Annotated in this window: 20 protein-coding genes and 1 pseudogene; 9 read left to right on the forward strand and 12 right to left on the reverse strand. The window is 64.9% G+C overall.

The features are described from left to right. Positions 1–76: 76 nt before the first annotated feature. The 4 genes from FOM02_RS19140 to FOM02_RS19155 all read left to right on the forward strand — a co-directional run bounded on the left by FOM02_RS19140 (position 77) and on the right by FOM02_RS19155 (position 4,810). Positions 77–2,005: a potassium transporter Kup gene (locus FOM02_RS19140; protein WP_027557276.1), complete on the forward strand. Its 1,929-nt coding sequence runs from the start codon at positions 77–79 to the stop codon at positions 2,003–2,005. Between the two features lie 171 nt (positions 2,006–2,176). Further along, the gene (locus tag FOM02_RS19145; RefSeq protein WP_027532212.1) at positions 2,177–2,503 is read left to right on the forward strand and encodes a rhodanese-like domain-containing protein; all 327 of its coding nucleotides are present in this window, start codon (positions 2,177–2,179) and stop codon (positions 2,501–2,503) included. A gap of 8 nt (positions 2,504–2,511) precedes the next feature. Next, on the forward strand, positions 2,512–3,690 hold the full coding sequence (locus tag FOM02_RS19150) for an aminotransferase (RefSeq protein WP_027557277.1): 1,179 nt from the start codon (positions 2,512–2,514) through the stop codon (positions 3,688–3,690). A 7-nt stretch (positions 3,691–3,697) separates the two neighbouring features. Further along, a complete protein-coding gene (locus FOM02_RS19155) occupies positions 3,698–4,810 on the forward strand; it encodes a polyamine ABC transporter substrate-binding protein (protein WP_027557278.1) in 1,113 nt (370 codons plus the stop codon). A 153-nt stretch (positions 4,811–4,963) separates the two neighbouring features. Here the strand turns inward: FOM02_RS19155 and FOM02_RS19160 are convergent, their stop codons facing one another. Next, the gene (locus FOM02_RS19160; protein ID WP_159073912.1) at positions 4,964–9,655 is read right to left on the reverse strand and encodes a beta strand repeat-containing protein; all 4,692 of its coding nucleotides are present in this window, start codon (positions 9,653–9,655) and stop codon (positions 4,964–4,966) included. 282 nt (positions 9,656–9,937) lie between these two features. Between FOM02_RS19160 and FOM02_RS19165 the strand changes: the two genes are divergently transcribed. Both FOM02_RS19165 and FOM02_RS19170 read left to right on the forward strand, forming a co-directional pair. Beyond that, positions 9,938–10,360: a winged helix-turn-helix domain-containing protein gene (locus tag FOM02_RS19165; RefSeq protein WP_265442186.1), complete on the forward strand. Its 423-nt coding sequence runs from the start codon at positions 9,938–9,940 to the stop codon at positions 10,358–10,360. After that, positions 10,248–11,534 (forward strand): tetratricopeptide repeat protein, encoded by a 1,287-nt coding sequence (locus FOM02_RS19170; RefSeq protein ID WP_265441959.1) that lies wholly within the window; start codon positions 10,248–10,250, stop codon positions 11,532–11,534. The genes FOM02_RS19165 and FOM02_RS19170 overlap by 113 nt, the downstream gene beginning before the upstream one ends. 124 nt (positions 11,535–11,658) lie before the next feature. Here the strand turns inward: FOM02_RS19170 and FOM02_RS19175 are convergent, their stop codons facing one another. From FOM02_RS19175 to FOM02_RS19200, 6 genes are all read right to left on the reverse strand, one after another. Next, positions 11,659–12,591 carry a lipid A biosynthesis lauroyl acyltransferase gene (locus FOM02_RS19175; RefSeq protein WP_027557280.1) on the reverse strand — a complete coding sequence of 311 codons (933 nt, stop codon included), beginning with the start codon at positions 12,589–12,591 and terminating at the stop codon, positions 11,659–11,661. 9 nt (positions 12,592–12,600) lie between these two features. Further along, positions 12,601–13,878: a beta-ketoacyl-ACP synthase gene (locus FOM02_RS19180; RefSeq protein ID WP_027557281.1), complete on the reverse strand. Its 1,278-nt coding sequence runs from the start codon at positions 13,876–13,878 to the stop codon at positions 12,601–12,603. 52 nt (positions 13,879–13,930) lie between these two features. Next, positions 13,931–15,136: a beta-ketoacyl-ACP synthase gene (locus FOM02_RS19185; protein WP_027557282.1), complete on the reverse strand. Its 1,206-nt coding sequence runs from the start codon at positions 15,134–15,136 to the stop codon at positions 13,931–13,933. Further along, a complete protein-coding gene (locus tag FOM02_RS19190) occupies positions 15,133–15,603 on the reverse strand; it encodes a 3-hydroxyacyl-ACP dehydratase FabZ family protein (protein WP_027557283.1) in 471 nt (156 codons plus the stop codon). The genes FOM02_RS19185 and FOM02_RS19190 overlap by 4 nt, the downstream gene beginning before the upstream one ends. A 10-nt stretch (positions 15,604–15,613) precedes the next feature. Next, on the reverse strand, positions 15,614–15,901 hold the full coding sequence (locus FOM02_RS19195; protein ID WP_007592476.1) for an acyl carrier protein: 288 nt from the start codon (positions 15,899–15,901) through the stop codon (positions 15,614–15,616). Positions 15,902–16,121: 220 nt separating this feature from the next. Further along, positions 16,122–16,463: a hypothetical protein gene (locus FOM02_RS19200; RefSeq protein WP_027557284.1), complete on the reverse strand. Its 342-nt coding sequence runs from the start codon at positions 16,461–16,463 to the stop codon at positions 16,122–16,124. A 319-nt stretch (positions 16,464–16,782) separates the two neighbouring features. On the opposite strand from FOM02_RS19200, the gene FOM02_RS19205 reads away from it, so the two are divergent. Then, the gene (locus FOM02_RS19205; RefSeq protein ID WP_027557285.1) at positions 16,783–17,412 is read left to right on the forward strand and encodes a ParB-like protein; all 630 of its coding nucleotides are present in this window, start codon (positions 16,783–16,785) and stop codon (positions 17,410–17,412) included. A gap of 15 nt (positions 17,413–17,427) precedes the next feature. On the opposite strand, the gene FOM02_RS19210 is transcribed toward FOM02_RS19205, so the two are convergent. Beyond that, entirely contained in the window at positions 17,428–17,583 is a 156-nt protein-coding gene (locus tag FOM02_RS19210; protein WP_167336518.1) for a hypothetical protein, read from the reverse strand. Between the two features lie 276 nt (positions 17,584–17,859). On the opposite strand from FOM02_RS19210, the gene FOM02_RS19215 reads away from it, so the two are divergent. Next, entirely contained in the window at positions 17,860–18,003 is a 144-nt protein-coding gene (locus FOM02_RS19215) for a hypothetical protein (protein WP_167336517.1), read from the forward strand. A 147-nt stretch (positions 18,004–18,150) separates the two neighbouring features. Then, positions 18,151–18,318 (forward strand): hypothetical protein, encoded by a 168-nt coding sequence (locus FOM02_RS19220; protein ID WP_167336516.1) that lies wholly within the window; start codon positions 18,151–18,153, stop codon positions 18,316–18,318. Between the two features lie 78 nt (positions 18,319–18,396). On the opposite strand, the gene FOM02_RS47155 is transcribed toward FOM02_RS19220, so the two are convergent. From FOM02_RS47155 to FOM02_RS19240, 4 genes and pseudogenes are all read right to left on the reverse strand, one after another. Continuing rightward, the gene (locus FOM02_RS47155; protein WP_416207774.1) at positions 18,397–19,272 is read right to left on the reverse strand and encodes an alkaline phosphatase family protein; all 876 of its coding nucleotides are present in this window, start codon (positions 19,270–19,272) and stop codon (positions 18,397–18,399) included. A gap of 661 nt (positions 19,273–19,933) precedes the next feature. Then, on the reverse strand, positions 19,934–20,602 hold the full coding sequence (locus FOM02_RS19230; RefSeq protein WP_265441961.1) for an alkaline phosphatase family protein: 669 nt from the start codon (positions 20,600–20,602) through the stop codon (positions 19,934–19,936). A 322-nt stretch (positions 20,603–20,924) separates the two neighbouring features. Beyond that, a pseudogene (locus FOM02_RS19235) lies at positions 20,925–21,384 on the reverse strand (MgtC/SapB family protein). 10 nt (positions 21,385–21,394) lie between these two features. Beyond that, positions 21,395–21,970, reverse strand: coding sequence for a peroxidase-related enzyme (locus FOM02_RS19240; protein ID WP_027557288.1), 576 nt, complete (start codon positions 21,968–21,970; stop codon positions 21,395–21,397). Positions 21,971–22,145 lie beyond the last annotated feature (175 nt).

Genomic DNA, 22,145 nt, shown 5'->3' on the forward strand with positions numbered 1-22,145 from the left:
GCAGCGCAGGACTATAAGCCGCGCGCTCTTCCGCCGTTGTGCAGTGAAGCATTTTTAGAGGCCATCGGGCTCTCCCATGACAAGCGACGTAGCGATTTCCGCCCCGGAAACGGCGGCGGCCAATGGGCATGGCGAGGCCCACACCACCGCCGGTTTCGGCGCGCTGACGCTTGGCAGCATCGGCGTCGTCTATGGCGACATCGGCACCAGCCCGCTCTACGCGTTCCGCGAGGCTGTGCTGGCCGCCTCGGGCGCGGAGGGCGCGCCGACGACGGCGGCCGTGCTCGGCGTGGTGTCCTTGATCCTGTGGGCGCTGATCGTCGTGGTGACGCTCAAATACGTCGTGATCCTGCTGCGCGCCGACAACAATGGCGAGGGCGGCACGCTGGCGCTGATGGCGCTGGCCCAGCGCGCGGTCGGCACCGGCGGGGCCACCATCGTCCTGCTCGGCATCATCTCCGGCGCGCTGTTCTACGGCGATGCCGTGATCACCCCGGCTGTGTCGGTGCTGTCGGCGATCGAAGGCATGAAGGACGTCACGCTGACCTTCGAGCCCTATATCGTTCCGCTCACGGTTGTGATCCTGGTCTGCCTGTTCGCCGTGCAGTCGCGCGGCACAGCCCGTGTCGCCGCGTTCTTCGGCCCGGTGATGTGCGTCTGGTTTGCCGTGATTGCGGTCGCGGCGATCGGGCCGGTCATCCGGCAGCCGCAAATTCTGTTCGCGTTGAACCCGCTCTATGCGGTGTCGTTCATGCTCCACCACGGCATCATCGGCTTCGTGACGCTGGGCGCGGTGTTCCTGGCGGTGACCGGCGCCGAGGCGCTCTATGCCGACCTCGGCCATTTCGGCAAGCGGCCGATCCAGACCGCCTGGCTGTTCATCGTGCTGCCGTCGCTCGCGCTGAACTATCTGGGGCAGGGCGCGCTCATCCTGGATGACCCTGGGGCGATCGTGAGCCCGTTCTTCCAGCTGTTCCCGCAAGGCTGGCTGCGCGGCAGCATGGTCGTGCTGGCCACCATGGCGACCGTGATCGCGAGCCAGGCCGTCATCACCGGCGCCTATTCGCTGACGCGCCAGGCGATCCAGCTCGGTCTGCTGCCGCGGTTCGAAATTCGCCATACGTCCGAGGCCCATTCCGGCCAGATCTTCATCCCGCGCATCAACCAGCTGCTGCTGGTCGCCGTGATCCTGATGGTGCTGCTGTTCCGCTCCTCCAGCGCGCTGGCCTCCGCCTACGGCATCGCCGTGACCGGCACGATGGTTGTCACGGGAATGATGGGCTTCGTCGTGGTCTGGAAGGCCTGGCGCTGGTCGCCGGTCGCCGCCGCGGCGCTGATCGTCCCGTTCCTGTGCCTCGACTTCACCTTCCTTGCCGCCAATCTGCTCAAGGTGTTCGAGGGCGGCTGGGTGCCGCTGGCGCTCGGCTCGCTGATGATCCTGCTGATGTACACATGGCGGCGCGGCAGCCGGCTGCTGTTCGAGAAGTCGCGCAAGCTCGAGTTCCCGCTCGCCGACCTCGTCGCCATGCTGGAGAAGCGGCCGCCGCAGCGTGTGCCCGGCACCGCCGTGTTCCTGACCTCGGACCCGCTCAGCGCGCCGACCGCGCTGATGCATAGTCTGAAGCACTACAAGGTGCTGCACGAGAAGAACGTCATTCTCACCATCGAGACCGCGCAGACCCCGCGCATCGATCCGGCCGAGCGCGTCAAGCTGGAGCAGATCTCGCCAACCTTCTCCAAGGTGACGCTGAAGTTCGGCTTCATGGAATCGCCCAACGTGCCGAAGGCCCTCGCCATCGCCCGGAAGCTCGGCTGGCAGTTCGACATCATGTCGACCTCGTTCTTCCTGTCGCGCCGGGCGCTCAAGCCCGCCGCCCATTCCGGCATGCCGCGCTGGCAGGACCGGCTGTTCATCTCGCTGAGCCGCTCGGCCAACGATGCCACCGACTATTTCCAGATCCCGAGCGGCCGCGTGGTCGAGGTCGGAACGCAGGTGACGATCTAGGCCGGGCATCCCGGCCTAGGATTCAAAGCACACTTCAAGTCGCTGCGATTTAGCTTTAACTTGCGCAAGGCAGCTCAAGCCTTTGTAGCGCTTGATTTTCGTCTGCCGAGAGGCGAGGTTGCCGCCCGCCGGGATCGCCCCGGCAAGGACCCCGCGACGTTGGAGGATGATGTGGCAAATCAAGTACAGGATCTGACTCCGGAGGAGGTCTCCAAGGGTGTCGCGGAAGGCCGCTATCTCCTCGTCGACGTGCGCGAGCCGAACGAGGTCGAGGCCGAGGCCTACCCCTATGGCGTCGTGGTGCCGCTCTCGACCTTCGATCCCAAGGCCATCCCCGATCCGCAAGGCAAGGAGGTCGTATTCGCCTGCCGCTCCGGCAAGCGCTCGGTGACGGCCTCGCTGGCGGCGCAGGCGGCGGGCCTGCCTTACGACAAGCATCTGGCCGGCGGCATGCTCGGTTGGAAGGCGGCGGGTCTTCCCAGCAAGGTCGGTGGCTGATCGGCCCGATGTCCAAGAGCTCGTCCCTGAACAAGGTCTTCGCCGACCTTCCTGTCACCATCTTCGAGGCGATGTCGCAGGCCGCGCGCGACAATGCCGCCATCAATCTCGGCCAGGGCTTTCCTGATGATCCGGGCCCCGAGGACATCCGCCGCGCCGCGGCCGACGCCTCGCTGAACGGCTACAACCAGTATCCGTCGATGATGGGCCTGCCTGAGCTGCGCCAGGCGATCGCGACCCATTACGGCCACTGGCACGGCCTCAAGCTCGATCCGATGAGCGAGGTGATGGTGACCTCCGGCGGCACCGAGGCTTTGACGTCGGCGATCCTCGCAGTGGTCCAGCCCGGCGACGAGGTGGTCTGCTTCCAGCCGGTCTATGATTCCTACTTGCCGATCATCCGCCAGGCCGGCGGCATTCCGCGCCTCGTCCGGCTCGAGCCGCCGCACTGGCGGCTGAATGAGGACATGCTGAAAAGTGTCTTCAATTCAAAGACCAAGGCGGTGCTGTTCAACAACCCCTTGAATCCCTCCGCTGTGGTCTATCCGCGCGAGGACCTCGAGCTCCTGGCGCGCTACTGCCAGGAGTTCGACGTCATCGCGATCTGCGACGAGGTCTGGGAGCACGTCACCTTCGACGAGCACAAGCACATCCCGCTGATCACCATCCCCGGCATGCGTGACCGCACCATCAAGGTCGGCTCGGCCGGCAAGATCTTTTCGCTGACCGGCTGGAAGATCGGCTTCGTCTGCGCCGCGCCGCCGCTCTTGCGCGTCGCCGCCAAGGTGCACCAGTTCCTGACCTTCACCACCGCGCCGAACCTGCAGGCCGCCGTTGCCTACGGTCTCGGCAAGTCCGACGACTACTTCCTGTCGATGCGCAAGGACCTGACGCGGAGCAGAGACCGTCTCACCAAGGGCCTCGAAAGCCTCGGCTTCCCGGTGCTGAAGTCGCAAGGCACCTACTTCCTCACCGTCGACCTGTCGCCGCTCGGGCTGAACGAGAGCGACACCGAGTTCTGCTGGCGCATCGTTAGGGATTACAAGGTCGCGGCGATCCCGGTGTCGGCCTTCTACGAGCAGGACCCGGTGACCTCGGTGGTGCGCTTCTGCTTTGCCAAGAAGGACGAGACCCTCGACACTGCGCTGGAGCGGTTGTCGGACGCGGTACGTGGACGCAAGAGGTAGATTTGAGATGACGAACGTCAGCCGCTCGCGGTTTCGCCTCGGTCTTGCAATCGCCGCCGCGCTGACGTTGCTCTCCGCTCCAGCGGGAGCCGAGGAACGCGTCGTCAACTTCTACAACTGGTCCAACTACATGGCGCCGGATGTCCTTGAGGCCTTCACCAAGGAGACCGGCATCAAGGTGGTCTACGACACCTTCGATGCCAACGAGACGCTGGAGACGCGCCTGATGGCCGGCAAGTCCGGCTATGACGTCGTGGTGCCCACAGCCTATTTCCTGCAGCGCCAGATCAAGGCCAACATCTTTCAGAAGCTCGACAAGTCGAAGCTGCCGAACCTTGGCAATGCCTGGCCGATGGTGACCAAGCATCTCGCGACCTACGACCCCGGCAACGATTTTGCCGCGAACTACATGTGGGGCACGACGGGCATCGGCTACAACGTCGCCAAGGTGAAGCAGATCCTCGGACCCGACGCCAAGATCGACAGCTGGGACATCGTCTTCAAGCCGGAGAACCTCGCCAAGTTCAAAGACTGCGGCGTCCACATGCTCGACTCCGCCGACGACATTTTTCCGGCGGCGCTGAACTATCTCGGGCTCGATCCGAACTCGACCAAGCAGGCGGACCTCGAGAAGGCCGCTGATGTCGTCGCCAAGGTTCGGCCGTCCGTGCGCAAGTTTCACTCGTCGGAATATTTGAGCGCGCTGGCCACTGGCGAGATCTGCTTCGTGGTCGGCTGGTCCGGCGACATCATGCAGGCCCGCGCCCGCGCGGCGGAAGCCAAGAGCGGCATCGAGATCGGCTACGCCATTCCGAAGGAGGGCGCGCAGATGTTCTTCGACAATCTCGCGATCCCCGCGGATGCCAAGAACGTCAAGGAGGCCTACGAGCTGATCAACTATCTCTATCGCCCCGACGTCGCCGCCAAGAACTCGGACTTCCTGTCCTACGCGAGCGGCAACCTCGCCAGCCAGAAGCTGGTCGATCCAAAGATCCTGAACGACAAGAACATCTATCCGGACGAGGCGACGCTTTCAAAACTGTTCGTCATCACGGCGCGCGAGCCGGCAACGCAGCGCATCATCAACCGGCTCTGGACCAAGGTGAAGACGGGGCGGTAGTCGGCTCGGGAACCAGCCCGGCAAACCAAATCCGCAAAACAACCCCTTGCACAGTAGAAGCGCCATCTGCGGGTCACCGTCGGTGACGGCGCCTAAGTCACGATCCGGGCTGGCCTAATCGACACGCGGGCGCAACACCGCGCGCAGCGCCGCTCACCACTCATAACGCACCGTTCCCTTGCCCGTGTAAGTCTGCGTGCTCTGGGAGAACTCACCCTCGACCGTGCCTGCGAGCGAGAGACCGCTCTTCCATTTCATCTCCGCGCGGCCGCCAACGAGTGCGGAGTCCGCGGCAGGCTGCGCTCCGTTGACGGTGAACGCCGCGCCGGGGAGCGTCTGGAAGGCGGCGCTGACGAGCCGGTTGGTGTTGGTGTCGTGCGCCCAGGCGAGGCGGCCGCGCAAGGTCAGCACGCCGTCGCTGACCAGGAAGCGCTGGTCGGTGCGAGCGCCGAGCTCGGTGCGGACATTGGTGGTGTCCTGCGCGGTGTAGGAGAGCGCGAACTGGTTGCTGCCGACGATCGCGGTCTCGCCGTAGCCGGGGAGGTGGAAGGTGGTGACTTGCACCGCTGCGTAGGGCGTCACGCCGAAAGTCGAGGCGGGAATCGGTGCGAAGCGCCAGCCGGCTTCCAAGCGGCCGGAGAAGGTGCTGGCCTTGAAATTCGCAGTCAGCTTGTCGGTGCCTGAGACCGTCACGGTGCGGTCGGTGGTGACGTCCTGCCAGCCATAGGCCAGCGCTGCCGAGAGGTAGGCCGGCCCGAATGTGTGGCGCCCGTAGACGCCGGCCTGGAACAGATCGGCGCGGCCGCCGCCGAGACTGTCCGACAGCGTAAAATTATAGCCAGCGCCGCCGAGGGCGAAGCCAAGCAGCGTGTTCGGGGAGACGCGATAGTCAGCGCCCACGACGGTACCGTAGATGCGGCTGCTTGTGGTGGTCGAACCAGCCGCGGCGTTGCCGTTCAACGTGCTGGCGCCGCCGTAAGCAGAGGCCCAGACGCCCCAGCGGCGGTCGATGACATCGCCGCTTGCATCGCGCGGCGTCACCGCGGCGTAGGCCTCGCGTACTCTTGCGTCGTTCGGTGCGGTCGAAGCGTAGCCCAGCGTCCCGCCATCGCCAGCGCTTGCGCCGCGCTCGCCATCCGCGCCGCCGCCAAGCGGATCGAGCATGCCGACGAACTGCTGCATGGCGTTGAACGAGGCCTGAGTGCCGGCGGCGCCTGGCTGTCCCGAGACCTGGCCGAGCGCGCCGTTGAGCTGCGGCTGGCCCATGTTGAGCAGCGCATCGAAGCCGGCCGGCGGCGTCCCGCCGCTTGCGACGGCTCCGTTGATGGCGCCGGCCACGTTGCTCTGGTTGGCGCCGGTGCCCGCCGGCAGCGCGATCGTGCCGGGATCGAGCACGAGGTAGACGTTGTTGAGGTCGTAGGTGAGATGCGGATTGCGCGTGGGGCTGAAGCTGCCGCTCACGCTTAGCCCGGCGAACTGCGTTCCGCCAAAGCCGCCGGTCGCATTGAGGATGGTGTAGGTCTGGCTCCGGAAGCTGCCGGGAATCGCTACCGCCTGCACGGTGGCGCCGGTGAGCGTCGCGGTGCCCGAGACATTGGTCCGGTCCACGGCAGCCGTGGAGACCTCGACCCGGTAGAAGCTGCCGGCACTGAAGGTGAGGCTGCCGCTGACGGTGAGGGTGCCCACGGAATTGCCCGGCGCCAGCGTGCCGCCGCTCGCGATCGTCGTGTTACCGACGGTGCCAGCACCGCCGAGCGTGCCGCCGCTGTTCACGGTGACGCCGCTGGAGGACGCGATCGAGCCGTTCACCGCCAGCGTGCCGCCGTTCACGATCGTTGCGCCGGTGTAGGTGTTGATGCCCGAAAGCGTCAGCGTGCCGGTGCCGACCTTGATCAGCGATGTTCCGGTGTTGTGTGCGTCGCCGGTGAGGACGCCGGTGACGGTGGTCGACAGGTTGTTGCCGCCAACCGTCAATTCCTCGCCGTTGAGGTTGAAGTGGCCGTCGCCGGCGATCGAGCCGGCACTGATTTTGCCGTCGCTGCCCGGGCCGGGGGTGTTGAAGTCGATGACGGCGCTGGAGGTGGTGTTGACGAGCTGCGCGTTGCCGGCCGTGGAGTTGCCGTCGAACAGCACATTGCCGCTGTTGTGGATGGTCGCGCTGCCGGCTGTGGAGTTGCCGTAGAACGTCAACTGCGCGTTGTTGGCGATATCAGCGCTACCGGCAGAGTTGTTGAGGAACACCAGCGTGCCGGCGGATACCGTCACGCTGGAAAATGTGTCCGCGCCGGTCAAGGTCAGCGTGCCGGCGCCGGACTTCGTCAGCGCGCCGCCGCTGAGAGTCTGGCTGACGGTGAAATTGTTGGCGGCGTTCGCAATGTCGAACGTGCCGCCTGCTGCGCCCCAGTTGATGGTGCGCGTGGTGGCGGTGAATGCCGTGCCAGTGACCTGCAAGGCGCCGCCGTTGAAGGTCAGGCTGCCCGCGAGGTCGCCGAGATTGGCGTCCGAGGAGACGCTGACCGTTCCGCCGGCGAAGGTGGTGCCGCCGGTATAGGTGTTGGCGCCCGACAGCGTCAGCGTGCCGGTACCCGTCTTCACCAGCGAACCGCCGGTATCGCCGCTCGCGCCGCCATCGGCGATCACGCCGCTGACGGCGGTCGACAGATTGTTGCTGCCGACCGTGAGCTCGTTGGCACCGAGCGAGAAGGTGCCGTTGCCGGTGATCGAGCCGGCGCTGAGCTTGTGGTCGCCGTTCGGGCCGGTGCTGCCCGAGAAATCGAAGACGGCATTGGCCGCGTTGTTGATCAGTTGCGCATTGCCGGCGGTCGAGTTGTCCTGGAAGGAGGTCGTGCCGCCGGCATTGTTGGTAATCGTCGCGCTGCCGGCGGTGCTGCTGACGACGAAATTAATGGTGTTGCTGTTGGTGATGGAGGCGTTGCCGGCCGTGGAATTGTCACGGAAAACCAGCAAATTGGACGTGGTGATGGTCGCGCTGCCAGCCGTGCTGTCGTTGTAGAAATACAGCCAGCGATTGTTGGTGAGAGTAGCGCTACCTGCCGTGCTGGTGTCGTTGAAAGACAGCCAATTGTTGTTGGTGATAGCAGCGTTGCCGGCCGTGCTGCTGCCGTAGAAATAAAGGTAGGCGCCGTTGGTGATGGTTGCGTTGCTGGCCGTGGCGTTTCCTTGGAAAATGGCTCTGCTGTTGGCGCTGTTGGTGATGTTTGCGCTGCCCGCAGTGCTGGTATCGTTGAAATACAGGTAGTTGTTGTCGCTGGTGATCGTCGCGCTGCCCGCCGAACTCGAATTGTTGAAGTAGACGTTGCCTGTGGCGCTGTTGGTGATTGTCGCGCCGCCAGCAGTGCTATGGTCGTTGAAATTCAGGGAGGCATTGTTCGTGATCGTGGCGTTGCCGGCCGTGCTATTGGCGTAGAAAAACATATTGTAGTTATTGGTGATGGTTGCGCTGCCGGCCGTGGCGTTGTCGAAGAGAGAGAGCAGGCCGCCGCTGCCGTTGGTGATAGTCGCGCTGCCGGCCGTGCTGTTGCCGACAAAAGATATGCCCCCGTTGTTGGTGATGCTCGCATTGCCCGCTGTGGCGAATCCAGCGAATCCGAGCCCGCCGAAGGAGCTGTTGGTGATGGAGGCGTTGCCGGCCGTGCTCGTGTCGGAAAAATAGAGGGTGCTGCTATTTGAGATGGTCGCGGAGCCGGCGCTGTTTGCGTTCTGGAACACCGTGAGACCGGCGTTGGAGATGTCAGTGATGCCGCTGGTGTCGGCGTTGACGACGCTGAACCTGCCGTTGGCGCCAACGTTGACGGTCCCCACAATGGAGCCGACGCCGCCGGCACTGCCGAGTTGCAACAGGCCGCCGTTGACCGTGGTGCCACCGGTGTAAGTGTTGGCGCCGCTCAGGATCAGCGTGCCGGTGCCCGTCTTCACGATTCCGAACGCGCCGCCGGTTTGGCCGATGGCGCCTGCCTGGGTCGCGCTGCCGGTCGTGACATCGAGCGTTGCGCTGCCGCGAAGGTCAATCGCATTGCCGATGGCGATGCCATCGGCATAGGCTACGGTCCCGCCGTATATCGTCAGCGCGCCAGTGCCGAGTGCATTGTTGTTGGCAAGCCCCAGCGTCCCCGCGCTGAGCGTAACGCCGCCTCCGAACGTGTTGGAAGCCGACAGCGTGAGCGTGCCCGTGCCGATCTTGACCAGCGACCCGTCGACTATTTGGCCGGTTACGACGGTCGACAGATTGTTGGAGCCAACCGTCAGCTGGTTGCCGCCAAGGTCGAATACCCCGCTGCCCGCGATCGAGCCGGCTGTGAGGGGGCCGGTCGTGAAAAACTCGATCTGACTGTTGTTGTTGATCGTGGCATTGCCGGCCGTGCTGTTGCCGTAGAACGCAAGGTCGCTGTTGACGTTGAGGGTGGCGTCGCCCGCGGTGCTTGAACCGGTGAACGTGGACGTCGAAAAGCTGACGTTGTAGTTGATCGTGACGCTGCCGCCATTGACCGTGATTCCGGCGCCCGTGAGGTTCAACTGGCCGCTGACGTCAAAAACGTAGTTCGCGGCGCCGGCATTGAACGTCCAGCCGCCGACGCTGGCGCTCGAGATCGCCAGGCTGGTGGTATTGGAGGTGCCGAACGAGGCCGTGCCGACAGGCACGAAGCCGCCGTCCCAGTTGGCGCCGTTGCCGTAATCGTTGCTGCCGGGCGAGGTGAGCCAGGTGCCATTCGCGGCGGCGCGCGAGGGCGCGGACGGTAGCGCCCAGGCCAGGGCCAGCGCCGACGACGTCAGCAGGGCGGCCCGCAGGTGGCGGGTCGCTTTAAAATAATCTTTCCCCGTCCTCACCACTTCCCCCAACACGCGGTCCGAGTCCTCGACCGGATTCATCGCATCGGGTGGGGATTGGTGTCCTGATAAGGGGTTGGCCAGTTTCTGAAAGTTTCTGATATTTGCGCTTCAGACCCGATTTCCGGGCATTTTCGGCAGACTTCCGCTATATGGGCCACCTTGAGAGACGTTTTGGGGGATCACTTGCTTCGTTTCGCCGGCTTCGAGCTGGACCTGCAGCGCGCGGAGCTGCGCGGTGCCGATGGCACGCCGATCAAGCTCCGGCCCAAGACGTTCGAGATGCTTCGGCTCTTTGCCACCAGCGGCGGCCGGGTGCTCAGCAAGCAGGAGCTGATGGAGGCGGTCTGGCCGAATGTCCATGTCGGCGAGGACAGCCTGTTCCAATGCATCCGAGAGCTTCGGAACGCGCTCGGCGACGACCGGCGGCAGTTGATCAAGCTCGCCTCCGGCGGCGGCTACCTGCTGGCGGCGGAAGTTGAGGCTGCGGGGCGACGAGGTCGCGCCCCTGCCGCCGGCCGAGGTTGCTGTGCCGCCCGTGAGGTCGCGGCGCGCGATGTTCGGCTTGAGCCGGCAGGCCACGGTCGCCGCCGTGGCCGCGCTCTTTGTGATCGTCATGGGGCTTGCGGTTGCCGCGCCCGTGCTGAAGCCGGACCTTCTGTTCAGGCGAACGCCGCCGCGGCTCGCGGTGATGCCGATCGCTGATGACGGCAACGACCCGCGTGGCGCGGCGATGGCGGCAGAGGTCACCGGTCGTCTGACGGATGGCTTTGCCAAGATCCAGAACATCAGCGTGGTTGCGCCACGCATGGCGGCCAGGAGCGGCGACGGCACTGCTGCATCCGCCGCATCATCCGATTACGAGCTGCAGGGTGAGTTGCAGCATGGCGATCGATCCTGGACGCTGCGCGCGCGTATCGTCAAGGCCGCGACCGGCGAGGTTCAGTCGGTCGTTGCAGCTTCGGTCGCCGCGGACGATGCGGACGCGCAACTCGCGCAGTCGCGGCTCGTTGCCGGCGTCGGTCATGTGCTCGCGCGCCGTCTCAACGAGATTCTGGAGCCGAGCGGATCGTCATCTGCGAGCCGCAAATCCTCGGTCGGCGGCGACAAGGTGGCCGTCGAGCAGGCGCTCGCCTCGATCAACCAGACCACGCGCGAGCGTTTCGGCGCGGCGCAGGCCATGCTGCAAAAGGCGCTCGCTGACGATCCTGACAATCTCGACATCGCGGTCGCGCTCGCCTCGCTGCAGATGCGCGGCATCCAGATGGTCTGGTTCGGCCCGGAGGAGGCTGCTGCGGTCGAGGGGAGGGCCAATGCGACGCTCGAGCAGGCATTGCGGTCGAAGCCGAATTCGATTCCGGTGCTCGAGGCCACTTGCCGCTTCCTCAGCGCGACCAACCATTTCGTCGAAAGCCTTGTCACCTGCGCCAAGGCCTTGAGCTTCGATCCGTGGAACGGGTCTGCGCTCTATCTGATCGGATTGGGCCAGATCTATCTCGGCCGCTTCGAGGATGCGCTCGCGACGTTCCAGCAAGCCGATCGCTACGACACGCCGCCGGCCTCGCGCTGGACCTGGCTGCTCGGCGTAGGCACGGCGCATGCCTTGATGGGCCGCTACGAGGAGGCGCTGCCGTGGCTGCAGCGTTCGATCGCCATCACGCCGGGGACGGGCCGCTCGCATTTCCTGCTCGCTGCCGCCTATCAGAGAACGGGCCGGGCCGAGGAGGCGAAGGCCGCGATCGCGGAGGGGCTGCGCTTGCGGCCCGGCACGAACAGACAAAGCGTCTGGCCGCCGATGAAGAACGCAAGTCCGATCTGCATCGCAGCCTGGGAGCGCGTCGTGCAGGCCGAGGTGGATGCTGGACTGCCGGAGCAGTGAAGTTCTGCGTCATTCCGGGATGGTGCGTAAGCACCAGACCCGGAATCTCGAGATTCTCAGGTGCGCAATTGCGCACCGTAGTTTGATGCTTTCGCATCGCCCCGGAATGACAACAATGGGGCGCCTACCGCCACCTTCTGTGCAGCCACAGCCACTGCTCAGGATGCTCGCGCACCCAGCTCTCCACCACGCTGGTGACTGCCTGCATCGTGCCCTGGATGTCGATCTTGCCGTCGGCATCGCGCACCGGCGGGATTTCCTCGGTCAGCTCGCCGGTGAAGCGGCCGCCGGGCAGGCGGATGATGCGGACGCCGTGGATGGGGCATTCGACCTGGCGGAGCAGGCGGGCCAGCGTCGGATTGGCGCGCGTCTTGCGGCCGAAGAAGGTGACCTCGACGCCGCCGGTCAGATACTGGTCGATCAGCATCGCGACGTGCTTGCCCTCTTTCAGCGCCTGACCCAGCCGCAAAGGTGCGTCGCGGCCCGCCGGGATCAGCGTGCCCATGTTGACCTGGCGCATCTCCTGGATGATGCGGTCGGCGGAGGCGATGTTCGGGCGGCGATAGAGGATCGCGGCGTCCAGCCCGTGCGCGACGCCGGCGAGCGCCGGCAACTCCCAGTTGGCCAGATGCGCGGCGAAGATCAGCGCCGGCTTGCCGTCGTCGCGGATCTGGTCGAACAACTCGATGCTGCGCGCCGGGATTTCGATCCGGCTTTTCTCCGGATGCTCGCGGTCGTAGTCCCAGACGTGGTCCATATGGGCGAATTCGGCGCCGACGCGGCCGAGATTGTCCCACACGCCCATCAGGATCTGCTCGATCTCCTCCGGCGATTTCTCGGGAAACGCCGCGGTGAGGTTGGCGCGGCCGATGCGATGCTCGCGCAGACGCGGGCCGATCGTCTTGGTGACGCGCGCGAAAAAGTCCGAGGTCTTGACCGGGTCGAAATAGCGCGTGGTGCGCAACATGCCGACGGTGGCAGCGCCGATCAGGCTTCCGCTGATCGATTTGGCAGCATTGCGTGCGCGGATCTTCGTGCCGAGAGAAATCAGCGCCATGCGTCCGGGTCAGGCCGGTTCGCGCGTCAGGATCAGCGAGGCGTTCTGGCCGCCGAAGCCGAACGAGTTCGACATCACCGCGGTGACGCGGGCATCGCGCGCCTTGTTGCCGACAACGTCGAACAGGATCGTGGGATCCGGATTGTCATAGTTGATTGTCGGCGGGATGCGCTGATGCTCGAGCGTGAGCAGCGAGAAGATCGCCTCCACTGCACCTGCGGCCGAGATGGTGTGGCCGACCATCGACTTGTTGGAGGTGACCGGAATCTTCTGCGCGAGATCGCCGAACACGGCCGATGTCGTGTTGAACTCCATCTTGTCGTTCTCGGGCGTCGCGGTGCCGTGCGCGTTGATGTGGTCGATCTGGTCCGGCGTCATGCCGGCATCGGCCAGCGTCTTGTTCATGCAGCCGATGATCGGCTTGCCATCGGGCGAGGAGCGGGTGCGATGGAAGGAATCGGTGAGCTCGCCGCAGCCGGCGATCACGCCGAGGATCTTTGCGCCGCGCGCAGTTGCCGCTTCATAGCTTTCCAGCACGAGCGCGCCGGCGCCTTCGGCCATGACAAAGCCGTCGCGGTTCTTGGAGAAGGGGCGGGAGGCCGCCTGCGGCGGATCGTTCTGGGTCGACAGGGCCGAGAGCAGCGAGAAGCGCACCAGCGCCTCCGGATTCACGGTGCCGTCGGTCGCGACGCACAGTGCAGCGTCGGTCTCGCCGCGGCGGATCGCCTCGACGCCGAGCTGGATCGAGGTCGCACCCGAGGCGCAAGCCGTCGACAGCGAGATCGGCGAGCCCTTGGTGCCGAAGGTCTCGGCGAGGTGGGCTGCGACCGAGCCGAACATGAAGCGGTGATGATAGGCGGTGTATTTGCCGCCGCCGGAGATGCGCAGCAAATCGTCATAGTTGATGTCGAGCGCGCCGACGGCGCGGCCGAGCTCGCGGCGCTGCGGCCATTCGACCTCGACCGGCGCAACGGCGAGGAAGAGGGGACCCGGGAAATCGGCCTTGGCGCCGATGCCGGCCTGCTCGAGCGCTTCCTCCGTCACGATCTCGGCCATCCGCTCGGACAGGGCGGTGGAGGAGAACGGATCGACGCTGACGAAATCGACGGTGCCGGCCATCGTGGTCTTCAGGCCCTCGATCGGAAAGCGCGTGATGGTGCGGATGCCGGATTCGCCGGCCACGAGCTTGGCCCAATTGTCGGCCTTGCCGTTGCCGAGCGAGGTCATGATGCCCATGCCGGTGACGACGACGACGGGACGCCCGAGTTTGTCGCGTGGTGCAGTCATGTCGATCCCCCGATAGAGCTAGAGCGTCATCCAGCCAAAGCGCGGACGCGCTTCAGCTCACCGCCTCGACCAGCGCCATGCCTTCGCCGCGCCAGTGTCCGGCTCCCACCACAACAATCTGGGTGGGCGCCCCCTGCATTTCAATCTCGGTCCCGGTCAAATCGTTCGGCGGGAACAGTGCGCCGCGCGAGATCGACAGCGCGGCGAGCGCGATGCCGAGCGGGAACTGCGTTTCCATGGTGTGACCGAACATCGTGCCGGTCGAGCGCACCGGGAAGTCGGTATGATTCTTCAGGAAGCTGCGCTCCTCGCTGGTCGCGGGCTCGGTGCCGGTCGCGCCCGAGATGATCGCGCCCTTGCCCTCGCGCTTCGGCAGCTTTTCCCAAAGCTTCTCCAAGGTCGCGGCCATGTCGCCGGGCTGCTTGCGCCGGGCGAGGTCGGCAACGACGCTCGACAGCTTTGCAAACGGCTTGGCGCCGCGCGCTTCCGCATGCGCCTTCGACTCCAGCACCAGGAAGGCGCCGGCCGAGCCGAGCGCGAATCCGGGGTGGTCCTTGCGCGCCCACACCGGAGCGAACTTGTCCTTCAAGTTGAAGTCGCCGAATTCGTAGAGGACCATCAGGTCCTTGCGCTCGCCATTATGCGAGCCGCCGACCAGCGCAATGTCGCTCTCGCCCGAGGCGATGCGCGCAAGCGCAATGCGGGCCGCATCTGCGCCCGCGACCTCTTCGCCCATGAAGGTGCGCGAGGTGCCGCCCAAGCCGTGCACGATGGCGATGTTGCCGGCGAGCAGGTTCGAGAGCTGCGCCAGGAACAGCGTCGGCCTGAGGTCGCTCATCAGCCGCTCATTGAGGAAGCCGGGCGCGTTCGCCCCCTTGGCCTCGGCCGTGAGCACGCCGCTGTCGACGTTGAGATCGCGCTCGCCGCCGCCGGCGGCGACCACCATGTCGATCTTCGCCAGGATGTCCTTGTTGCCCTTGATTCCCGCGGAGTCGAGTGCAAGGCCGGCAGCGTAGGTGCCGATGCGCTGCCAGGCTTCCATCTGGCGCTGGTCGCCCTTCTTCGGGATTTGGCTGTCGAAGGAGACGGGCATCAAGGGATGCACGACGTTTGGCGCAAAGCCCTTCTCGTCGACATTGATGCGCTTCTCTTCAAGCGCGGCCCAATTGGCGTCGAGGCCCTCGCCGAGCGAGGTGGCAAGCCCAATGCCGGTGATCCAGACTTCCGTCTGGCCGGGCTTCGAAGCAGTGTCAGTCATGGCGATACGGCCTGTTGCGGAAAGCCGACGCGTTCGGCGACTTTGGTCATGTAGCCGCGCATATCCGCATTGGGGAAGGGGATCAGCGTGAAGGTGAGCGCTGAGTTGGCGCGCAGCTTGCCGCCGACCCGGATCTTGGCCTCGGTCATGGCATAGCCCGAGCCCTCATGGGTGAGGCTCGCCTCGATGCTCATGAGGTCGCCGGGGAACACCGAGCCGCGGACCTTGGCTTCCTTCACCGCAGCCAGGATCGGCATGCGCTCGAACTTGAACACGCCGAGCTGAAGCCAGCCCGAGGCCTGCGCCATCGATTCGATCAGCAGCACGCCGGGCATCAGGGGATAGCCCGGGAAGTGCCCCTCGAAGATGGTGCTCTCCTTGGGGACCTGGGCCTCGACGACGATCGTCTTCTCGTCGACCTTGAGGTCGACGATCCGATCGATCATGTGGAAGTATTCGAGTTGCATGACCGCGCGCTTAGGCGCTCGCGCCCTTGGCCGCAACCAGTTCGTCGATGCGGGCGCACAGATTCTTCAGCACGAAATACTGCTCGGTGGTCGCCTTGCCGTCGTTGACCTCCTGGGTCCACTTTTCCAGCGGCAGCTTGATGCCGAACTGCTTGTCGATCGCAAACGCGATGTCGAGGAAATCGAGGCTGTCGATGCCGAGATCGTCGATGGCATGGCTATCCGGCGTGATCGTGTCGCGCGGGATGTCGCAGGTTTCAGCGATGATCGTGGCGACCTGATCGAATGTGGAAGACATCACTAAGCCTTTGATATATTGCGGATATTTGTCAGATTTCCAGAGTGGCACGGTGGGCGGGCATCGCGCCCCAGATGACGCCCTCAAACCCCCCTCTGGCCGGGTCGAAAGCCCGTATATCGGAGCGCCGCCCTGAGTTCAATGGAGCCGGACAGGCCGCTCCGACAGGGCTGGGGATGCTTCCCGGAGCCTTTCGGCCGGGGCCGGCCGCGGCATGGGCCTAAATGTGCGGTGTCGTGATCTTGACGCAGTCGCGGCGGCCCATCAGCACGCAATCCTGGGTCCGCCTGAGGTCGGCGATGCTCACCGCGAGCCAGATCCCGATCGCGGTCAGCGCGACGGTGAAGGCGAGGGCGGCGATGTTGGCAAGCATGCGGTGGCGGAAATCGTCCGGCTCGGTGCGGGGCTGCTCGTAGCGCGACAGGTCGAGCGGTTCTGGCGCAACGCGGAGCGGCTGCACGGTACCGTTGCCCCGGTGGACCGTCGGGGAGGGCGAATTGCGCGGCCTGAACTGGAGCACCCGGTGCTCGTCATCAGAGCTTATGGGCCGCTGGGTCTTCATGTGTGAGGATCAACTCCGAAGCAGCGATTTTTAGATAGCACACGTGGTCAAAGCGTTGCAGAAAATCTTCTCAACGCGCACATGCATTGTGGGTTCGCACTGTTGGCCTCGGGGCGCTGCTGGCGAGCGCGGAGCCGGTTGTCATCTCTGAGTCAGGAAGACGCGCGTTGCGCTGCAGCAACGGCCACGGCGCTGTCGCCGTATACATCGGCTTGTGATCCCGCTGCCGGAACCGAATGCATTTTGCCGCTGTCGGGCCCGTGTCATAATCCGGGAACCGGGACCACCGGTTGCGAAACAATGCGAAGGATCTTCGATCATGACCACCACCAACGCGCGCGAGCCGAGAGTGCATCCGGTGCCGATCCTGTCGCTGCGGCCGACGCAGATGACGGTCGGCATGCGAGAGGTCAAGGAGAAGCGCAAGCGCTGGCGCGAGCACGGCAGCAAGAAGCAGTCCGAGCTGCTCGGCACTCACATGATCCCCGTCGTCTACGGGCCTGATCTGCGCTACTACGTGATCGACCATCATCATCTCGGCCGCGCGCTGCATGACGAGGGCGTGAAGGAGGTGCTTGTCACCGTCGTCGGTGATCTCCGGATGGTCGAGCGCGAGGCGTTCTGGGGCGTGATGGACAACAAGCGCTGGGTCTATCCCTACGACGCCAAAGGCGAGCGGCGCCCGTTCCGCGATCTGCCGAAATCGGTCGCCGATCTCAAGGACGATCCGTTCCGCAGCCTTGCCGGTGAGCTCCGCCGCATGGGCGGCTTCGCCAAGGACACTACGCCGTTCTCCGAATTTCTGTGGGCCGACTTTCTGCGTCGGAAGCTGACGCGCAAGGCGGTGGACGCCAATTTCGACAAGGCACTGGAAAAGGCATTGTCATCGGCCAAGAGCAAGGACGCGATCTATCTGCCCGGCTGGTGCGGGCCGGCGGACGATGATTAGGCGCCAGCGCCCGCATCAGTCGCGCTGAAAAATCTTGGCGCCGGGATAGGCGCGTCGGGCGTAAGTGACGACTAGCGCGCGGTCCTGGGTATCCAGGAAGGGCGTTCGGATCTGGCTCGATCCGACGATGAGGTGCCACAGGCCGTTGAGCTTCCGGATGACGACTTTCATCTGCGTAATTCCTCGATAACTCCGCATTCCAGCAAAAGCTGGCTGTTGCGGTCGCCCTGTCCTTCACGATCGCGATCGTGGGTGCGAAATTCCCGACCCGGTCCGCGCTCGCCGCAAGACAGCAGCAACACTTATTAGTTGGTTAGCGCACGCGGCCCGATAAGACGGCTCTGATCACAGCCGCTTGAGCGAAATCATTTTCTGCGCCCATGAAACCGTCCTGAAACAGAGCGGTCCCATCTGTGTGGGGTAGTCGAGCTCACACAGGAGGCGGACATGCGCCGTCTGGTTTTGGTAGTTGCCTTGCTCGCGGTTGCTTCAGCAGGAATCTCGGCATCGTTCGCCGCGGTCAACCACGCCAAGTCGTTGACGTTTGCCGAGCGCTTCGCGCCGGCGCTGGATCTGATGGCGAAGCAATAGCGGCATACGCTTCGGGGCAGGCTTGATCTGCCGCAAATCCGCGTCGTGGCGGCCAGCTAGAGTCCGCCCCGCATGATCGACTACGGCGTGCTGCGCCCCGATGTCCAGGGCGCGGGCTCCAGGTCATGCCGATCTGGAGGCACGGCCATGAGCTTGATCTTTCGCATCCTCTTTGTCGCGGCCGGCGCCATCACCGCGCTGTTCGTGGCGCGCGATGCGCTCAACTTCACCATCATGCAGACTTTCGTCGCCATCCTGCTCGTGACCGCCATCCTGGGCGCCGGAACGCTCTGGAGCCTGCGGCGGAAGACGTGAGCGGCACGGCGCCAAGAAAAATGCCGATGAGCGCCGGTCAGCGCCCATCGGCTGGGCTCGAAGGTTATGCGACCTGCTTTAGCGCAGGATCTCGCGCAGCACCTCGCCGTCGACCTGGTGCGGCCTGACGCCGAGGATCTGCATGATGGTCGGCGCCACGTCGAGATTGCGCATGCGCCGGATCGTGGTCTTGCGGATATCGGGACCTGCGGCGATGAAGGTCGCGCTCATCACCGGCAGCTCCGGATCATGGCCGTGGGCACCGTAGAAGTTCGGCATCGACACCGTGGTGGTCGCCGCATTGAACGCGGGGTCGCCGAGGCGGGCGACGCCGGGGCTCTGGATGCCGTCGAAATTGTAGCCCGGCGCCATCAGCGCGAACACATCGCCGAAATCCTGGCCGATGGTCTTGCTGGTGCACAGCCCGGTCCCGGCGTTGCATTGCAGCGGCCGGGTCTCGACCACGTTGAACAGACGTCCGCTGTCGAGCGAGTAGTTGAACTTCGGATTGGGATCGACCGCGTTCTTCACCGCATCGGTGATCTGCGCAACCAGCGCCTTGTAGGTCGCAAGATCGATGGTGCCGCCCTGTTCGCGGTTCTGGAGGTTGACGTAGATGTTGACCGCCGGACCCGAGGTGCGGATCGCCAGCTTGGTGGTGTCGATGCCGGCGTTCTTCAGGATGTTGGTCATGCTGACCGAGGTGTGGAACGGGGCGAAGCCGTGGTCGGAGACCACGATGACGTTGCTGTCGGGGCCCGCCGCATCGGCGATCTTCTTCACCGCCTTGTCGGCGACCTGATAGGCGAAGCGGATATAGGAGGCGTAGCGCTTGACCTTGGCCGGATCCTGGCCCGCGCCGATCGAGTTCGGGTCCTTCGGGTTGGTGCCCTGGCGCGGATCAGTGAGCAGGAACTGATGCTCGGAGCCGTCGGGTTGCTCGATATAGACCATGACGAGGTCGGCGTCGGGATGATTCTGGATCGCACGCTCGCCGATCTCGGCCTGGTAGCGCACGAAGGTCTTGACCATGTCCTCGAACATCGCCTCGATCTCACGTCGGGGAAATTGGTGAAGCCGGGGCTCAGCCGCTCCGGAATGCGGAAATCGGCCTGCGGACGCCAGAAGCCGACGTTGTTGTTGATGTCGTCGACATCGGCCAGCACCGGCGTGTTGCGCGGGATGTAGTTGGCGCCGTAGCGGGCGAAGCGAACGACCGAAAGGTCGGGCGAAAGCTGCGAGACGTAATAGGCGGCACCGACCTTGGCGCCGCTGCCCTCGAAGAAGAACGGCGCGTTCTCGTCGCCGAACTTGGCATAGGCAGGTCCCGTCGAGGGGGCGTGGAACGGTCCTCGCTTGATGCCCTGCGTGCTGTCGAAGAACACCAGGGTGTCGTAGTTCACCTTGTTGTCGTTGGTGGTGTCGATCGCCGCGACGCGGATCGAATATTTGACGTCGAACGTCGCCGCGTTGCTGGAGCAGGTCGAGGTCTGCGCCGAGGAGCACGAGAACGACTCGATCGGGTTGGTCGTCACCAGCACCGGGCTGAAGGAGAAATGGCCGGCCGCCTGGAGGCCTGCGACGACGCCCGCATCGGGTGCGAAGTCGGATTGGGTCAACGAGAAGCCCTGGGCGGAGAGGCCGCCGAACGCGCCGAACGGCACGGTGTAGTTGACGACGCGGGTCGCTGCGCCGATTGCACCACGGTGCCGTTGATGAAGATGTCGGCGCCATCGCCGCCGGGCCAGGTCGCGGTGGCGACTTTCTTGCCCTGCTGGCGGAGCTGCACCCACAGCGGTTCGGCCGTCGGGTGCGGCGAAGGCCCGAGCGGGCTCTCCTGATAGCCGCCGATCGGCGCTGCGAAGCCGCTGATGCTCGAGGAGATCGGCGCGACGGCGGCCTGGAACGTATTCGAGGGGATGTCGTTGTGAACCGCGTTCGAGCCGGTGGCGATCTCGATATGCGACACCGCCGTGAGCGACGGCGAGGCCGTCACGTTCTGCAGCGCGACCGCGCCATGGCGGCTCAGCCGCGCCAGGGCGCCGTCCCGCGGCAACACGCCTTCCTCGATGAATTGCTGGATGAAATTCGGCTTGGCGCCGTCGAGCGAGATCAGCACGACCTGCTTCGACTTGTGGCCGTGATGGCCGCCACCGTGATCGCGATTGCGGAAGTTGTCGAAGTCGCGGTCGTCGTCACCCGCACGCACAGGCGTCGCAACACCGGCCAGCGATGTGGCGAGCGACATCGCGGCAATCATGGAAAGGAGAATCTTCTTGTTCATGTGATCGCCCCCAGGCTGGCTGCGCAATCTGCGCGGATGTTGTCTGCAACGGGAAGCGATTATCGAGTGTGGCCGACGACGCGCATGTGACACGTGTACGTCGAAGCGATTACGCCAACAGGATGTCGGCGCGCGATGGTTTGCGCATGATGCGGAAGATGAGGCAATCGCAGTTCGAAAAGACCACGCTCGAACAACGGTCTAAAGCGCGATGATGGCGATTTCGAACATAATCGTGCTTGGACGCAAACGATGAAATGGAACCCGGCACTCTCGCGAGCCGCATCTGCGTGCGCATCAGACTTATCGCGTCGCTTCCGTCCTATGTTTGAGTGTCATTGCCGCCGAGCAGGCGGTGCAGCCAGCGCTCGACGGGCCGGCCGACCGTGAGCAGCACGATCGCGATCACCAGCGCGACCAGGACGATCTTCCATTCGCCGGCGCCGCAGGCGATGCCGAGGCAGGCGGCGAGGAAGGCGCAGGCTGCGCTGGTCAATCCATGGACGCGGAAGCGATGGCCTCGCGCACAATGACGCCGGCGCCGAGAAAGCCGATGCCGGTGAGGATGCCCTGGATCACGCGGCTGGCCGCGTCGGTGATCTTGCCGGGCTCGGCGAACTGCACGGCGAGCAGCACGACGGTTGCGGTGGAGAGCCCGACGATGCCGAGCGTTTTCAGCCCGATCGGCTTGTCGTGCAGGTCCCGGTCAAGCCCGATTGCGCGCCGGCGAGCGTCGCAACGCCAAGGCGCAGCAGGATCTCGGGCCAGTCCAGCTCGGTCATGTCTTGTCGGTCACGTCTTCGGCAGCCGTCCCATCAGGTAGAACTCCTCGTTCGGGCGCATGCCGGTGAAGTTGGCAAGGCGGTTCGAGAGCGCGAAGAAGGCGGAGATCGCGGCGATGTCCCAGATGTCGTCGTCGCTGAAGCCGTGGGGTTGAAGCGCCGCGAAATCGTCCTCGGAGACGCGCTGCGCGTCGGCGGACACCTTCATCGCGAAATCCAGCATCGCCTTCTGGCGGGGCGTGATGTCGGCCTTGCGGTAGTTCACCGCGACCTGGTCGGCAATCAAAGGGTTCTTGGCGCGGATGCGCAGGATCGCGCCATGCGCGATCACGCAATACTGGCACTGGTTGGCCGCGGAGGTCGCGACCACGATCATCTCGCGCTCGGCCTTGGTCAGCCCGCTGTCCTTCTCCATCAGCGCGTCGTGATAGGCGAAGAAGGCGCGGAACTCGTCCGGTCGGTAGGCCAGCGTCAGGAACACGTTCGGCACGAAGCCGCTCTTCTCCTGCACCGCGAGCAGGCGCGTGCGGATGTCCTCGGGCAGCGTGTCGAGGGCGGGAGCGGGGAAGCGTTGTGGTTTTGTCATTGGCATGTTTTCCGGCTGGGGACCGGGAAACATAGTCGATGCGGGGGCGGTGCTCAACGTCGCCGGCACCGCTGCCGTAGGGTGGGCAAAGCGAAGCGTGCCCACCACTCTTGTCCGCGTGCGCTGACACGAGGTGGGCACGGCGCTGGCGCGCCTTTGCCCACCCTACGGGTGC

It is taken from the genome of Bradyrhizobium sp. SEMIA (assembly GCF_014844175.1).
Lineage (GTDB): Bacteria > Pseudomonadota > Alphaproteobacteria > Rhizobiales > Xanthobacteraceae > Bradyrhizobium > Bradyrhizobium arachidis.